Annotated in this window: 10 protein-coding genes and 1 other annotated feature; of the genes, 3 read left to right on the top strand and 7 right to left on the bottom strand. The window is 46.6% G+C overall.

Annotated elements, in window-relative coordinates:
- Nucleotides 1–20: 20 nt before the first annotated feature.
- The 6 genes from J3A84_RS14460 to J3A84_RS14435 form a co-directional block, all read right to left on the bottom strand.
- Nucleotides 21–1,325 carry a bifunctional folylpolyglutamate synthase/dihydrofolate synthase gene (locus J3A84_RS14460; protein ID WP_207600763.1) on the bottom strand — a complete coding sequence of 435 codons (1,305 nt, stop codon included), beginning with the start codon at nucleotides 1,323–1,325 and terminating at the stop codon, nucleotides 21–23.
- Nucleotides 1,326–1,439: 114 nt separating this feature from the next.
- Nucleotides 1,440–4,076: a valine--tRNA ligase gene (locus J3A84_RS14455; RefSeq protein WP_207600762.1), complete on the bottom strand. Its 2,637-nt coding sequence runs from the start codon at nucleotides 4,074–4,076 to the stop codon at nucleotides 1,440–1,442.
- A gap of 94 nt (nucleotides 4,077–4,170) precedes the next feature.
- Nucleotides 4,171–4,384: a binding site (T-box leader), on the bottom strand.
- Between the two features lie 13 nt (nucleotides 4,385–4,397).
- Nucleotides 4,398–8,687, bottom strand: coding sequence for a 2-hydroxyacyl-CoA dehydratase (locus J3A84_RS14450; protein WP_207600761.1), 4,290 nt, complete (start codon nucleotides 8,685–8,687; stop codon nucleotides 4,398–4,400).
- Nucleotides 8,688–8,936: 249 nt separating this feature from the next.
- On the bottom strand, nucleotides 8,937–9,572 hold the full coding sequence (recX, locus tag J3A84_RS14445) for a recombination regulator RecX (RefSeq protein ID WP_207600760.1): 636 nt from the start codon (nucleotides 9,570–9,572) through the stop codon (nucleotides 8,937–8,939).
- The gene (locus J3A84_RS14440; protein ID WP_207600759.1) at nucleotides 9,547–10,794 is read right to left on the bottom strand and encodes a M16 family metallopeptidase; all 1,248 of its coding nucleotides are present in this window, start codon (nucleotides 10,792–10,794) and stop codon (nucleotides 9,547–9,549) included. Before J3A84_RS14440 ends, recX begins: the two co-directional genes overlap by 26 nt.
- Before the next feature lie 19 nt (nucleotides 10,795–10,813).
- Complete coding sequence (locus tag J3A84_RS14435) at nucleotides 10,814–11,542, bottom strand: methyltransferase domain-containing protein (protein ID WP_207600758.1); 729 nt, start codon at nucleotides 11,540–11,542, stop codon at nucleotides 10,814–10,816.
- A gap of 202 nt (nucleotides 11,543–11,744) precedes the next feature.
- Between J3A84_RS14435 and J3A84_RS14430 the strand changes: the two genes are divergently transcribed.
- The 3 genes from J3A84_RS14430 to J3A84_RS14420 are packed head-to-tail and all read left to right on the top strand — an operon-like array spanning nucleotide 11,745 to nucleotide 15,269.
- Nucleotides 11,745–13,058, top strand: a complete 1,314-nt coding sequence (locus tag J3A84_RS14430) for an aminotransferase-like domain-containing protein (protein ID WP_207600757.1) — start codon at nucleotides 11,745–11,747, stop codon at nucleotides 13,056–13,058.
- Nucleotides 13,059–13,099: 41 nt separating this feature from the next.
- Nucleotides 13,100–13,783, top strand: a complete 684-nt coding sequence (locus tag J3A84_RS14425) for a response regulator transcription factor (protein ID WP_207600756.1) — start codon at nucleotides 13,100–13,102, stop codon at nucleotides 13,781–13,783.
- The gene (locus J3A84_RS14420; protein ID WP_207600755.1) at nucleotides 13,776–15,269 is read left to right on the top strand and encodes a sensor histidine kinase; all 1,494 of its coding nucleotides are present in this window, start codon (nucleotides 13,776–13,778) and stop codon (nucleotides 15,267–15,269) included. The genes J3A84_RS14425 and J3A84_RS14420 overlap by 8 nt, the downstream gene beginning before the upstream one ends.
- A gap of 62 nt (nucleotides 15,270–15,331) precedes the next feature.
- Here J3A84_RS14420 and J3A84_RS14415 read toward each other — a convergent pair whose 3' ends face one another.
- Complete coding sequence (locus tag J3A84_RS14415) at nucleotides 15,332–16,057, bottom strand: SDR family NAD(P)-dependent oxidoreductase (protein WP_207600754.1); 726 nt, start codon at nucleotides 16,055–16,057, stop codon at nucleotides 15,332–15,334.
- Nucleotides 16,058–16,317 lie beyond the last annotated feature (260 nt).

Raw genomic sequence — 16,317 nt, 5'->3', positions numbered from 1 at the left:
TCAGCGGATTTTCTGCAATATTACGGATTTTCATGGATCCTGTGCTTTTCAAATGCATGCTCCAGATCGCCAATGGTGTAGAGGGAACCCGCAGATAGGATCAGGTCTCCCTCTGCATAGACTTCCAGGGCTTTTTCCATGGCTTCATCTATGGAAGGTGCAGTCATTCCCACTGCACTTTCATGAAGCAGAGGAAGCAGTTTCTCTGCCTCCAGTGCCCGGAAATCATTTGGCGTGAAAAGAATCACCTTCTTTGTGTCCTGGGAAAGCACTTTCGTGACGGGCGTCACATCTTTATCCCGAAGCATACCCAGAAGCAGGATGACATTTTTCTCAGGGAAATAGAAATTGATGCTCTCCTTCAGATTGATGGCTCCATCCATATTGTGCGCGCCATCCAGAATGAGAAGCGGCTTCCTGCTGATGACTTCCATACGACCTGGCCAGCGAACTTTTTCAAGAGCACGGATAATAGAAGGATCACTGATCTTATCATATCCCATCTCTTTCAGCATTTCTGCTGCATGGAGAACGACTCCCGCATTGAGCATCTGATGGATGCCAAGCAGGGATAGTCGTAGTGTGAGCGATCTGCCGGACTTCAGATCATATCTGATTTTCTGATGCAGGCCATCTATTTCAAGAAACTTCATTTCCCGGCTGCTGGTGAATTGAAGTCTGGAGGAGACTTCCTCCGCTCTTTTCCTGAGCACTCTTCGCACCTCAGGCTGCTGCGAGGTTGAAATGGAAGGGTTTCCCTTCATGATGCCTGCCTTATGCCATGCGATGGACGACAGTGTAGTCCCTAGAACGGCAGTATGATCAAAGTTTATGGATGCGATCAGCGACAGAATCGGTGTAATGACATTGGTCGCATCATACATTCCGCCAATACCCACTTCTATGATGGCCAAGTCCACTTTCTGATCTCTGAAATAGAGCAGTGCCATGGCGGTGACCACTTCAAACTCCGAAGGATAGGTGTAGCCCTCGGCTTCCAGTTTTCTCCCTGCTTCATCAACGATCTTGAAGTAGTGGATCACATCCTCTTCAGAAATCATCTGATTGCCGATCTGGATGCGCTCACGGAAATCAAAGATATAGGGCGAAGTGAAAAGCCCTGTTTTATAACCGCTCTCCATGAGCACCTCTTCCAGCATTCTGGAGATGGACCCTTTTCCGTTGGTCCCAGCCACATGGATATACTGCTGTCCTTCCTGTGGATTCGAAAGAAGGGCCATCAGCCGAGTCATGCGGTGAAGGTTCTCTTCCTTTCTGATTCTTGGAATGCTGTGGAGCTGTTTCAGTGTCTCATTATAATTCAAATCAAGTTCACCTGTTCTTTCTTTCTCTCAATAGCTTTATTATACGTTTCAAGAAAAGAATATCAAGAAAAAAGTATAAGCAGGAAAACCCGCTTATACTTTTTCATTCTAGTATTACTTCAGTGCTTGGATTCTGTCATCAACAGCATCCAGCATGGACTGGTATTTTTCGCCTTTGGCTCTTTCCTCGGAAACGACCGCATCCTTTGCATTGGCCAGGAACTTCTCGTTCCCCAGCTTTCTGTTTACACGTTCGATTTCAGATTCCAGTTTCTTCTTCTCTTTTTCAAGTCGATCCAGTTCCTTATCACGATCCACCAGATCCAGCAGCGGAATATAAATTCTGGCTGTTGAAGTCACAAGGGATACGTGATTCTCATCCGTGCTGTCTTTCTCCAGAAGGACCACGTCTTCGGCGTAAGCCAGTTTAATGAGATAGTCCGTTGCATTTTCGAAGATGCTCTTCTTTCCTTCATTGGGGAAGATATAAAGAGTGGACTTCTTTTTGTTTGGTACATTCATTTCCTGTCTCAGATTTCGGATGCTCTTGATGGCTTCAATGATGCCACCCATCTGCTCTTCGATGTGGGCATCGATGAAAGAAGTATCCGCCAGAGGCCAGGAAGCCATCATAATGGTTTCTTCATCGTTCAGGAAGGAATAGATCTCTTCCGTGATGAACGGCATGGTCGGATGCAGAAGCTTCAGGGACTTGATGAGCACATCTTTGATGATTCTGTAGCTTACACCCTTCTCTTCATCGGTTCCGTTGTAGAATACAGGCTTGATCAGCTCGATGTACCAGTCGCAGAGCTCATTCCAGATGAATTCATAGACCTTGGAAAGCGCGATGCCAAGTTCGAATTTCTCCAGATTCTCCGTGACTTCCGCGATGAGATTATTGATTTTTGACAGAATCCACTGATCCGCCATGGAATAATTCGTACTGTCCTTGTATTGTTCAATAAGCGTGTCGTCTATGTTCATAAGCACAAATCGGGAAGCATTCCAGAGCTTATTGGCAAAGTTTCTTGCCGCTTCCACTCTTTCTGGATAGAAACGGATATCACTTCCTGGCGCATTTCCTGAAATCAGCATGAATCTCAACGCATCTGCACCATACTCATCGATGGTTTCCAGTGGATCCACACCGTTGCCTAAGGATTTGCTCATTTTTCTGCCCTGGGAGTCTCTTACGATTCCGTGGATGAATACCTTGTCAAAAGGCACCTCGCCCATGTTGTAGAGTCCGGAGAACATCATTCTCATGACCCAGAACGGGATGATGTCATATCCTGTGACCAGTGTCGATGTGGGATAGAAATACTTCAGATCCTCTGTTTCATTTGGCCAGCCCAAGGTGGAGAATGGCCATAAGGCGGAGCTGAACCAGGTGTCCAGCACGTCTTCTTCTTCTGTCAGACTGCTGCTGCCGCACTTGCTGCAGGTTTCTGGCGCATCTGTGGATACATTCACTTCACCGCAGTCATCGCAGTACCAGACAGGTATTCTATGCCCCCACCAGAGCTGTCTGGAGATGCACCAGTCCTGAATGTTTTCCAACCAGTGGAAATAGGTCTTTTCGAATCTTTCCGGCACGAAGTCTGTTCTGCCGCTCTTTACCGCTTCAATGGCAGGCCCTGCCAGAGGCTTCATTTCAACATACCACTGTTTGGAGATGATGGGTTCAATGACGGTTCCGCAGCGGTCATGGGTGTTCACATTATGAACGTGGGGCTCGATCTTCTCCAGAAGACCCAGCTCTTCCATATCTCTGATGATGGCTTTTCTGGCCTCGTATCGGTCCATGCCCTGGTATTTTCCGCCATGCTCATTGATGATGCCTTTATCATCCAGTACACGGATGGCTTCCAGATGATGTCTTTCCCCTACATGGAAGTCGTTGGGATCATGGGCTGGAGTAATCTTCACGCATCCTGTGCCGAAATCCTTATCCACATAGTCATCGGCTACGATGGGAATTTCACGGTTCATGAGCGGCAGCGTCAGGGTCTTTCCAACCATATCCCTGAACCGGTCATCTTCCGGATGGACAGCTACCGCGGTATCACCAAGCATGGTTTCCGGTCTTGTTGTGGCAATGATCATATATCCGGATCCGTCGGAATAGGGATACCTGAAATGCCAGAAATTGCCGCTGTGCTCTACGTATTCGATCTCCGCATCGGATAATGCGGTTTCACACTTTGGGCACCAGTTGGTGATGCGGTTCCCTCTGTAGATGAGACCGTCGTGATAAAGTTTCACGAAGAATTCCTTTACGGCTCTGCTGAGATTCTCGTCCATGGTGAAGGCTTCTCTTGTGAAGTCACAGGAGGAACCCATCTTTGTGATCTGATCTCTGATTTTTCCTCTGTACTCTTCAGACCATTCATAAACTTTTTCAAGGAAAGCTTCTCTGCCCATTTCCTTTTTCACCAGTCCCTGCTTCAGCAGTTCGTTTTCCACTCTGACTTCCGTGGCAATGGACGCATGGTCTTCTCCAGGAAGCCACAGCGCTTCATAACCCTGCATTCTTCTGAATCGGATCAGGATATCCTGAAGGGTCAGATCCAGGGCATGTCCCATATGAAGTTTACCGGTGATGTTTGGGGGTGGCATCACGATGGTGTAGGGTTTCTTGTCTTTGTTCACCTCAGGGGTGAAATAACCTTTGCTTAGCCAGTTTTCATAGATTCTTTTTTCGAAGTCCTTTGGACTGTAGGTTGTTTCGAGATTCTTCTTTTCCATATTCTTCCTCCCTCTTATTGCTTCAATCTAACTGTTCATACCTCAAAGGCGTGCGTCGGTCTGCTTTTTCCGTATAAAAAAAGAGCCTTCATCCTAAAAGGACGAAGACTCGCGGTACCACCTTTATTCCCACTGACATGGGCTCTCATACGTTAACGATTTGGATAAACCGTCCAAGCTTACTATCAGTTCAGCCTGGAAGCTCAAAAGCTACCTTCTCCATGTGTCTCGCGAGAAAACCTTGCAGCCTGCGGGTTTTCCTCTCTTTGCACGTCTTCATGGATACTCCTCTTTTTCAGCGCCTTTTCAAATATATTTCCATTATATCTGTCTATTCATGATTGTCAAGGCCTTTTCCTCATCGCTGAGGTCCAGATTTCTCTGATTCTTTTCCAGATTCCTGAAAGCGATGGAGATCATCAGCTTGATTCTGTTCAGCTGATTCACTTCGCTGGCACCAGGATCATAGTCGATGGCCGTGATGTTCACATCCTTGTTCTCTTCACGCAGCTTCTTGATGACGCCTTTTCCGGTGATGTGATTCGGTAGACAGGCGAAGGGCTGCATGCAGATGATATTCTCCACACCTTCCTCGATGAGCTCCAGCATTTCTCCGGTGAGGAACCATCCTTCTCCCGTCTGATTTCCGATCTGGACCACATCCTTCGTGATCTCAGCCAGATGTTCTATTCGTGCGGGTGGATGGAATCGCACTGATTTTTCCAGTGCTGTACGCATGGTTTTTCTATAGGCTTCGATAATCCCGATGGCAGCTCTGCTGCCCAGGGCTTTTCCAAGGCTTCCGCCCAGATCCTCTCGTTTTGCCACATTGTTATAAGAGCAGTAGAGGAAGAAATCCACCAGGTCCGGCATCACGGCTTCACAACCGTTTTCTTCAATGACGTTGACCACAGAGTTGTTGGCGGTGGGATGGAACTTCACGAGAATTTCTCCTACAAGACCTACCTTGGGTTTGACCACGTCCACAGTTTCCAGTTCATCAAACTGTTTTATGATGAGCCGGATGTTGTCGTTGAAGGATTTGATGGTCGGATCCTTAAGATCCTTTATGATCTTCTCCGTCAGGGATTCATATAGCGCATTGGCGGAGCCTTTGATGGCTTCATAGGGTCTTACCCGATAGAGCACTCTCATGAGCACATCTCCATAGAGAAGCGCCTGAAGTGCACCATTCAGGGTTTTCACATCCAGATCCATGCCGGGATGCTTCTCGAATCTCTGCACGGAAAGCGGAATCACGGGCACCTGACCGAATCCGGATTCTTTCAGCGCTTTACGCAGGAAGCCCACGTAGTTCGTGGCTCTGCAGCCTCCGCCTGTCTGCGTGATGAGACAGGAAGTGTTCTGCGGATCGTATTGTCCGCTCTTCAGTGCCTTGATGACCTGCCCTACAACCAGTATGGAGGGATAACAGGCGTCGTTGTTCACATATTTAAGGCCTTCATCCACGGCTTTGAAATCCGTATCCGGAAGGACGACCACATTAAAGCCCGAATAGCGCAGAGCAGCTTCCACAAATCTGAAATGAATCGGCGACATCTGAGGACTCAGAAGTGTGTGTGTCTTCTTCATTTCCTTTGTGAAAATCGGACGCTCATAGGTGATGGGTGTGTCCTTGATCTCCACATGATGCCGTTCTCTTTCTCCCATGGTTGCGAGAAGGCTTCTGACTCTGATTCTCGCTGCCCCCAGGTTGTTTCCTTCATCGATCTTCAGCAGTGTGAAGAGTTTGTTTTTACTACGGAGTATCTCTTCCACCTGATCGCTGGTGACGGCATCCAGACCACATCCGAAGCTGTTCAGCTGAACGAGTTCCAGATTCTTTTCCTTCGCCACAAAGGAGGCGGCTCTATACAGTCTGTTGTGATAGGTCCACTGGTCTATGACGCGGAGCGGTCTCTCCACGGTGCCAAGATGGGCCACAGAGTCTTCAGTGAGCACAGCCATGCCGTATTCGGTGATGAGATTGGGAATGCCATGGTTGATTTCAGGGTCGATGTGATAGGGTCTTCCTGCCAGCACAATACCCTTGATTCCATTTTCAGCAATATACTGGAGGGTCTCTTCTCCCTTTTTCTGAACATCGGATTTATAGCGGTCAATTTCATCATACGCCTTTCTGACGGCTTCTCTGACTTCAGACAGCGTGAGGCTGTAGTGCTTCGAAAGAACCTCATGGAGCTTCTTGTAGAGGTTTTTCCTGTCATAGAAGTTCAGGAACGGATTGAGAAACTTCACTTTATTCAGTGCCAGCACATCCATATTGTTCTTGATGACTTCTGGATAAGAGGTGACCACTGGGCAGTTGAAGTGATTGTTGGCATGATCATCTTCCTTCTCTTCATAAGGAAGACAGGGATAGAAGATGAGATCCACGTCTTTTGCCGCCAGATATTCGATATGGCCATGAACCAGCTTTCCCGGATAGCATACGGATTCAGATGGGATGCTGCTCATGCCTTTTTCATACAGAGGCTTGGAAGACTTCGGAGACAGAAGCACTTTGAAGTCCAGACTGTCGAAGAAAGTGAACCAGAACGGATAGTTCTCGTAAAGATTCAGCACTCTCGGGATACCGATGGTTCCCCTTCTATTCTCTTCCGTCACAGTGCTCTTATAACCGAAGGTTCGCTTATACTTGTAATCATAAAGATTGGGCAGAGCTTCCTTTTTCTGGATCTTCAGCGGTCTTTCACATCGGTTTCCCGTGATGTATTCGTCGGCACCGTCCTTGAAAATATTGATGGTCAGTGGACAGCGGTTGTTGCAGAGACTACATCGTCTCATTTCAGTTTTTGGGTGCAGCGCTCTGATTTCTTCCAGAGAAAGAAGAGAGGTTTCCTTCCCTTCATGTCTGTCTCGGGCGATTTTTGCCGCGCCGAAAGCACCCATAAGCCCGGCGATGTCAGGACGTACTGCTTCACGTTCCGAGATGAGTTCGAAGGCTCTGAGCACACTGTCATTGTAGAAGGTTCCACCCTGCACGATGATTTTCTCGCCCATTTCCTTGGGATCTCTCACTTTGATGACCTTGAACAGGGCGTTCTTGATGACGGAATAGGAAAGGCCGGAGCTGATTTCCGAAACAGATGCTCCTTCCTTCTGGGCCTGCTTGACTCTGGAGTTCATGAACACGGTGCATCTGGAGCCCAGGTCCACGGGTTCTCTGGCTTCCAGGGCGGAAACTGCGAAGTCTTTCACCTCATAGCCAAGAGAACTGGAAAAGCTCTCGATGAAGGAACCGCAGCCTGATGAGCAGGCTTCGTTCAGCATGATGGAATCGATGGATCCGTCTTTGATGCGCAGGCACTTCATGTCCTGTCCGCCGATGTCCAGAATGAAGTCCACGCCCTCCAGGAAGTAATTGGCGGCTTCATAATGGGCAATGGTTTCGATCTCTCCAATATCAATCCCCAGAGCTGCTTTAATAAGTCCTTCGCCATACCCTGTCACAGTACTTTGAGCGATTCGGACACCTTCCGGCAGGGACCCCAGAAGCTCGGTGAGGACTTCTGTTATGAGCTGCAGTGGATCACCCTGGTTACTGCCATAATAGGAGTAGAGAATATTCAGGTCCCTGTCCAGAAGCACCACCTTTGATGTAGTGGAACCGGAATCAATACCCAGATAGGCATCACCCTTATATTCGGATAAGGGTTTTCGAGGTGCCACTGCCTTGCTGTGGCGCTCTTTGAAGGCCTGGAATTCCTCCGGTGTCTTAAAGAGAGGATCGAGCCTGTTCACTTCCTTGCTGAATACATCTTTCAGTTTTCCTGCACGATGCATCAGTACTTCCAGCTGGTGAGGGTAGTTTTCAAAAGAGGACAGCGCAGCGCCAAGAGCCACATAAAGCTCGGCGTTTTCCGGAATGATGATTTCATCTTCCTTCAGTTCCAATGTTTCTATGAATCTTTTTCTCAGCTCCGGAAGAAAATGCAGCGGGCCCCCAAGAAAAGCGATTTTTCCCTTTATAGGCCTTCCGCAGGCCAGACCTGCAATGGTCTGGTTGACGACAGCCTGGAAGATGGAAGCGGAAATGTCTTCTTTCTTCGCCCCCTCATTGATGAGTGGCTGAATATCTGTCTTGGCAAATACGCCGCATCTTGCGGCAATAGGATAGATATAGCTTGAACCCTGTGCCAGAGTATTTACACCTGAAGCATCTGTTTTCAAAAGCGATGCCATCTGATCGATGAAAGCACCGGTGCCTCCTGCACAGGTACCGTTCATTCTCTGCTCGATGGAGCCGTCGAAATAGGTGATTTTCGCGTCCTCTCCACCCAGTTCGATGGCGACCTCCGTCTCAGGAATGAAGGTTTCCACAGCTCTGGTGGATGCGATGACTTCCTGTATGAAACGGATATCCAGCCAGGATGCAACGGATAGTCCTCCAGAGCCAGTGACAGCTACATGGATTTCCCTGTTGCCGAAGGAATCGTGGATTTTCTTCATGACACTGACCACCGTACTGCGTATATCTGAAAAATGACGCTCGTAGGTGCTGTATATGATTTTTCTGTTTTTATTCACGACTACAGCTTTTACTGTAGTGGAACCGACATCCAATCCCAAATAAATTTTATCAAGCATTTTATCATGTCTCCTATCATGCACGAAGCAGGTTGATAATAATATAGAATCAATTATATCATTTTTAAATTTTTATTAAAGATAGAGAATGTTATATTTTAACAGCAAAATATAAGAATATGTGTTAATCATCCTACTATAATCATAAGTCTTCTGGGGATCCACATCTATTTTTCGACTGAAAATTCAGTTATTCTTAAGAACAGAAAGAACGCAGCCTCCTGAGACTGCATTCTCGAATGTCTGCAGCTACTCGCTGCTTTCCATAACCTTTCTGAGTGTGCTGCTGATGAGCTCATAGTCATATCCTTTTCCCATGAGGAACGTATAGAGCTTGTTTTTCAGTTTGTAAGGGTCTGTCTCTCTTTTCACCAGCTGAGCATATTTCTTCTCTGCAAGATTGAGACAGGAATCCTCCTCCACCGAGGAGGTGCTCAGCGCGTCCAGTGCTTTTTCCATGATGTCCTTGGGGATTCCTTTATTGGATAACTCGAATCGGGCTTTTTTCACCCCTCGTGTCCGAAGTTTCTCCTTGAAGAATGTTTCGGCATACTTATAGTCATCGATGAGCCTGTATTCCTCCATAAACTGAATCACCCGCTGAATGGTGTCTTCCGTGTACTCCTTATCCCTCAGCTTCTTTTCGATTTCATGGACGGTTTTCAGGCTGCGTTCGATAGAGCGCAGTGCCACATCCTTGGCTTTCATGTACTCATCTTCTCTTGCAAGTTCCAGGAGAAGGTCCGGATCCACTTTGTCCCCTTTTCGGAGAGATTTCTTGTAGATGAGTTCCTTGTGGCAGGATATGAGGAATTCATCATCCGCGAAGATGCTGACCCGATCCTTATTTTTCTTGTTCTCACTGATCATCGTGATGGTCTTCATCGTTTTCCCCCCTTAATCGGTAGATTGTAGGACCGTCAAAGACTTTTCTGCTCACTGCTATGATATCTTCCAGTGTGACGTTTTCCAGTTTGTCCAGATCATTCTGAAATGCCATGGGCTCCTCTTCATTGAGCAGCTCATCCAGTATGAAGGAAGAGAGGTCATGGATATTATCCAAAGTTCCGTAAATACTTGTTTTCAGGACTTTCTTCATGATCAGGAGATCTTCCTGATGGAAATAGGCACCTTCTTTGATCTCCTCAAGAATCTTCAGAATGAGCTCTTCTGCTTCGTCGATGCTTTCATCCGGCACCTGGGTGTAGATGAGCAGATTCTGCATCTTCTCTGTGAGCTCCAGATCAGAATACACATCATAGGCCAGCCCTCTGTTTTCTCGGAGCTCCCTGAATAGAATGGAGTTTCCGCTGACGCCCAGCTTGTAGTTCAGCACGCGCAGAGGAAGCTTCTCTTCTTCTGATATGGAGAAGGAATACAGGATGCCAAGGGTGGACTGTTCCATGTCTTTGTAGGCGGTATGTCTGCCTGGAATGTTCTTTTCAAACTTCAGACTCAGAGGCTTCACCTTTCCGTTTTTCCAGGAATGGAAGCAGGTTTCCACCAGCCTTCTGATTTCTGCATGATCACTGTCGCTGATGAGAACCACAATGGTATTCTCGGGAAGATAGTGTGCTTTGTGAAAGGCTTCCAGTCTGTCCCTGGTGAAGGAGTTGATGGTTTCCTCGCTTCCGATGACATCGTATTTCAGAGGACTCTTCTCGTAGGCGTTATAATACAGGTTCTTGTGTGTGGTCTCTTCCGCATCGTCATTGGAGGCTCTCAACTCAGAAATGATGACCCCTTTCTCCTTCTCAAGTTCATGCCCATCAAAGCTCGGATAGAGAAGCATATCCCGCAGCAGGGCAAGGCTGTTCTCCAGTTCCTCGGATAAGGCGGAAATGGAGAAAACAGTGGAGATATAGTCCGTATAGGCATTGAAATCTCCACCCAGATGTTCAATTCTGCTGTTCAGGGATACATTGTCATCAAATGCAGTCCCTTTGAAGAGCATATGCTCGATGAAATGGGAAATTCCCTTTTCTTCCAGGGTTTCCTGAAGAGATCCCACTTTCACAGCCAGATTCAGGGAGAACAGTTTTCCGGGCTTCTTCACTGTGACAAGGGTGATTCCGTTCTCAAGAACGGTCTTATTGTAATCAATCATTAATATGAATCTCCATTCATCAGGTATTTTTCTTCGCTTTCAGAACCAGTGGAACGGAGTCTTCGGTGAAGGGATCCTTGCTGAAGTTTCCGTAGACCTCAATCTCCTTGAATCCTGTTTTCGTAAGCTCTGTCACCAGCTCGTCCTTGAGTAGCGGAAGTAAATAGACCGAGGATTCCCGGCTTTCGTCCTGTGTGCTCAGGATGGAGGCGAACTCTATGGTGCTGGATGAAGGATCGTAGCTGTAATTTCTTTCAAACTGGATTCCTTTTTCAGGCACCTGTATGGTGGGCAGATGGTCGATGCCCTGAGAGAGAATCCGCTCGTAGTTGATGATCTGGATGATGAGATCTCCTTCATCGGAGAGAAGATCATAAGCGCTTTTAAGGAATGCTCTCACTTCATCCTTGGATTTCAGGTGGACCAGAGAATTTCCGATGATATAGATTCTTCTGAGTCCTCCATCACTGACCAGTTCGATATTCAGCATGTCGGATACGACAAAATCGGGTGAAACCCCTTCTCTTGCCGCTTTTTTGTCTGCTTTTTCGATCATGGCTTCTTCCAGATCCAGTCCGCAGGCTGCAATGCCATCTCTGATCAGATGAATCGTATAGCTGCCTGTGCCGCAGGCCACATCAAGAACCTTGTCTCCTGGCTCCAGTCCTTCTCTCAGAAAAGAGTAGGTATTCTGGTTTTCAGGAAAGATGTCATCATAATATTTTACCAGTATTTCATAAAACTTCACTTAAGGTACACTCCTTTGAACAATCGTCGATTTACAAGCTGCCTGTCACAGTCGTGACATACTCTCAATCTATAATAATACATACAATAATATAACACAAAATCTGCTGGTGTTGTATCAGCATTACCGAACACCTGTAGCATAAAAAGGCTCGATGATGGTATAATAAGAGAAAACTGATATGGTACAAAAGGGTGATGAAATGAATTATAAATATACAGAAATCATGGATTATCTGAGATCCGAGATCGAGAAGGATGTCTATACAGACAAACTACCCTCCATCCGTGGTCTTGCAATCAAGTTCGCCTGTTCAAACTCTACGGTCATCAAAGCGTATAATGAGCTGGAAGCCTTGTCTCTGGTCTTCTCCGCCCCTAAGAGCGGATATTATATCAACAGAAACAAGAAACGTGGAACCAGCGACTTTGATTTTTATTCGGGTGTTCCGAGTAATCGCAATCTGCCGATGGAATCGCTCAGAAAGATCTACGATCAGCTTCTTGAAGACAAGAGCAGAAGTCTTCTGAACTACAGCTATCCCATGGGATACAACCTTCTGAGGGAGCATCTGCTCATGGAGATGCACAGCCCGGACATCAGTCTGGAATCTGTGCTCATAACAGAAGGTGCACAAGGAGCCATAGACCTGATTCTAGGCACAAATATTCTGGAGAAGAAAGTTCTGGTGGAAGACCCCACTTACAATATTCTCCTCTCCTATATGGACATCAAGAATATTCCCCATGACACCGTAGACAGAAATCAGAACGGTATCGATCTGGACAGCTTTGAGGAGAAAGTCAGGAGCGGGGAATTTCAGTTTTTCTTCACCATCAGCAGAAACCACAACCCTCTCGGCACGGATCTGAAGGAAGACCAGATGAAAAAGATTGTTGCGCTGGCGGAAAAATATGATTTCCACATCATTGAAGATGACTATCTGAATGAATTGTCTAAAGGACCCACCTTCTTTTCGCTGGCACCAGAAAGAACCCTATACATTAGAAGCTTCAGCAAAACCATAGGTCCCTACTTTCGAAGCGCCTGCGTGGTGGCTCCTCCTGGAATAGCCAAGAAACTTTCCTATAACATCACGTATCTGAATGGCGGTGCACCGCTGCTCAATCAGGCTGTGCTGCTGAAGTATCTGAAATCTGATCATTACTCCAAGGATATGGCGAATCTCAGAGATAAAGTGAAGCAGAATATCATGATCTTCAAGAATGCGCTGCAGGGATTCCCCTTCCCTGTTCATATTCCTGAAGCCGGCTTTTTTGCAAGTTTGTATTTCCCCAAAGACTTCAAGCTGAAAACCCTTCTTGAGGGGCTACAGGTGAAAGGATACAGATTCAGAGACATCACCGGATTCACAAAGGTGGAGGACAAAAAGATTCTGAGAATCAGCCTGACCAGAGTGGAACCCAATGCCATGAACGCCGCAATCCGTGAGCTGGTGAAAGAAGTTCTTCTCATGAAGGGCGACAAGGATGACAAGAACAGAATCTATATCTAGCTTCTGCTTAGCAAAAAATTCTTACAAAACAAGGTGGTAGAATGGAGAAGAAAATACTTATTGTGGAAGATGAAAAAAGATTAAGAGATCTGCTGAGGGATTATCTCCTGAAAGAGCAGTATACTGTCGACCTGGCCTCAAATGGTGAGGAAGGACTGGAGAAATCTCTGGAGATGGACTACGATCTCATTCTTCTGGATGTGATGATGCCCTTTATGGACGGATTCGACATGCTGAAGGAGCTCAGAAAGAAGAAGGATACCCGAGTGTTCATCATCACCGCAAAGGCCATGGATGACGACTTCGTGGAAGCCTATTCCATCGGTGCGGATGATTTCATCGCAAAACCCTTCTCCCCGAAAATTCTGGTGCTGAAGATCAATAACCTGTTTTCCAGACTGGAATACGAAAAGGACGATCTGAAAGATCATGTCTATGGAAGACTTCGGGTGAACGAAAAATCCCAGCGGGTATTTGTGGATGAGGAGGAACTCTCTTTAAGCAAGAAGGAATTCGAGCTCCTTCTGCTCTTCACGTCCAATGAGGACATCGTGCTTTCCAGAGACACCATTATTGAAAAGGTCTGGGGATACGATTACGAAGGAGATCTTCGCACCATAGACACCAGCATAAAGAGACTTCGCGAAAAGCTGGGTGAAGTATTCACCTATATCGAAACGGTTCGGGGTTACGGATACAGATTCAAGGTGAAAGAACATGTTTAGATCGATTTCCAATAAGCTCACCTTCATCATGGTCCTGCTTGTTACAGCCCTGCTTCTGGGCTCCATGCTTTTCATGTCCTATTCCTTCGAAACCTATTACACGCGAACGAAAAAGACTGCGCTTTCGGAAAATCTAGAGTCCTTCAGAAATCGAGCCCTCTCCCCTGGAGAGACGCTGATTCAGTCCATCAATGACTTTGAAGCCAGCAATAATACACGCCTGTTCATCTTCGGCCAGAACGGTACGCTGCAGTACATGGCCTATGGTGGAAACAGAATCGATGGAGATTACATCGAAATCATCAATCGATTCTTCGGGGATCTCGTTACAGACAAGACCCTGGTCGATGCGCTTCTTGTAAACAGGAGCATCATCAGCAGAGAATATGAAAGAGCAGATGGGAGCATACGGTATTTTCTCACCGCCAGTTCCATCAATGTACTAGATGCGGATTCCTTCGCCATCTCCATCAGCTCCATGGTGCCCATCAATGAATCTGCAAGAACCATCAAGAATTTCTTCGTGTACGTCTTCGCCGGCGGGTTCATTGTGGTGGTTATCCTTGCTTTTCTGATTTCCCATACGGTGACCAGACCCATCCGAAAGCTTACCAGCTCGTCCAAGGAACTGGCCAGACTGAATTTTGACACCCAGATCGATCGGACGCAGAAGGACGAAATCGGAGAGCTGGCAGAAAGTCTCTCGACCCTTGCAGCGAATCTGAAAACCGCATTAAGCGAACTGAATGAGAAAAACAGACTGCTGGAAGAAGATGTGCTGAAGGGCCAGAAACTGGAGAACCAGAGGAAGGACTTCATAAGAGATATCTCCCATGAACTGAAGACACCCATTACCCTGATTCAGGGTTACACGGAAGGTCTCATTGATGGCATCAGTGAAGAAAGCAGAGACGAATATCTGTCCGTCATACTGGATGAGTCGAAGAACATGGAAAAACTGGTGAAAGATATGATTGAGCTTTCCTATACCGAATCCGATGCCTTCAATCTGAACAAAACGGAATTCAATCTGAGTACTGTTCTGGTCAACTCCGCGGCTCCATTTCTGGATTATCCGAGCGAGAAGCTGTCTTTCAATTTCAGCATCGGAAGTCAGTACTATATTGAAGCGGATCTGGAAAAGCTCAGTACAGCCATCAGAAATATCATCAAGAATGCCATGACTTATACGGATCTTCATCAGGAGGGACAAGTGAACATTTCCTTATATGAGGAACACCAGGAGCTGATTCTGAAGATTTTCAATACGCCTGCTCACATCGATGAGACGGAGCTGGAAAACATCTGGGTTCAGTTCTATAAAAAAGACAGGTCCCGCCAGAGAAAAGATGGAAGTTCCGGTCTGGGGCTATCCATCATCCGCAACATTCTGGAAAAACATGAGCTGGATTATGATCTCAGAAACGAAGGAAACGGAGTTGCATTTGTGATCCGGTTCAAGGAGTACAAGCGCAAAGACCAGTAGCTGCATGCAGACGGAAGAAAGACTCTCACAATGGAATTGAGCCATTGTGAGAGTCTATTTGATTATAGGGTGAATCCCCCGTCCATGGTGAGCACCTGACCGGTGATGTAGGTGCCTTTTTCGATGAGAAATGCTGCAAGTTCAGCCACTTCTTCCGGCTTGGCCAGTCTCTTGAACGGAATGTCATCAATGAAATCCCTTTTTTCCTGGTCGTTAAGATTTGCCAGTAGTTTTGTATCCACTCCACCTGGTGCGATGGCGTTTACCCGGATGTTCATGTGAGAAAGTTCAGAAGCAAGACTTCTGGTGAACTGCTCTAAAGCCCCTTTGGTCATGGCGTAGGCGACTTCCATGGAAGCGGGTCTGGATCCCCAGATGGAAGAAATACTGATGATGCTGCCTTTTCCCCCTTCGATCATGCATGGGATGATCTCCCTGGTGACGTAGTAGAGAGGCTTGAGGTTGATGCTGAGAAGCTCTTCAAACTGCAGTTCAGTCATTTCATGGAAGAGATCCCGATAGGATACGCCTGCTCCATGGACAAGAACCTCAAAGGCTCCAAAGTCCTTGAGAATGCTCTTCAATGTGGAGGTATATCCGTTACCACCTGAGAAATCCATAGAGTAGGCTTTCACTCTCGTGAGTGCAGATAACTCTTCCACTAAGGCATCGGCCTGCTGGTGGTTGTTGCCGTAGATCAGTGCCAGATTGTACCCCATTGAAGAGAGTTTTCTCGAGATTTCCATACCGATTCCACCTGTGGCACCTGTGATGATTGCGTTTTTCATTTCGATCCTCCATCTGCTTTTCATGTACAATCATTATATCAAATTCCAGCGGATATGGTGAGAACCACGAAAATAAGGACCGTGTCAATTTACTGTTGGTTAATATTTAGAAAATAGACGCCGTGATAATCAGGCTGTTCTCAGTTTCTTAAGAAGCTTGAACATGTTGGTTCGTTTACCCATATCGAGTATGGTGATATTGCTTGAGAATTCTTCATATATCTTCTTTTTTCTTTTTATCGTTTTTCTGTCCAAGACTT

Origin of the sequence: Proteiniclasticum aestuarii, assembly GCF_017368455.1 — a bacterium.
Lineage (GTDB): Bacteria > Bacillota > Clostridia > Clostridiales > Clostridiaceae > Proteiniclasticum > Proteiniclasticum aestuarii.
Note: the sequence above shows the minus strand (reverse complement) of the source record. Positions and strands in the feature narration are given on the sequence as shown.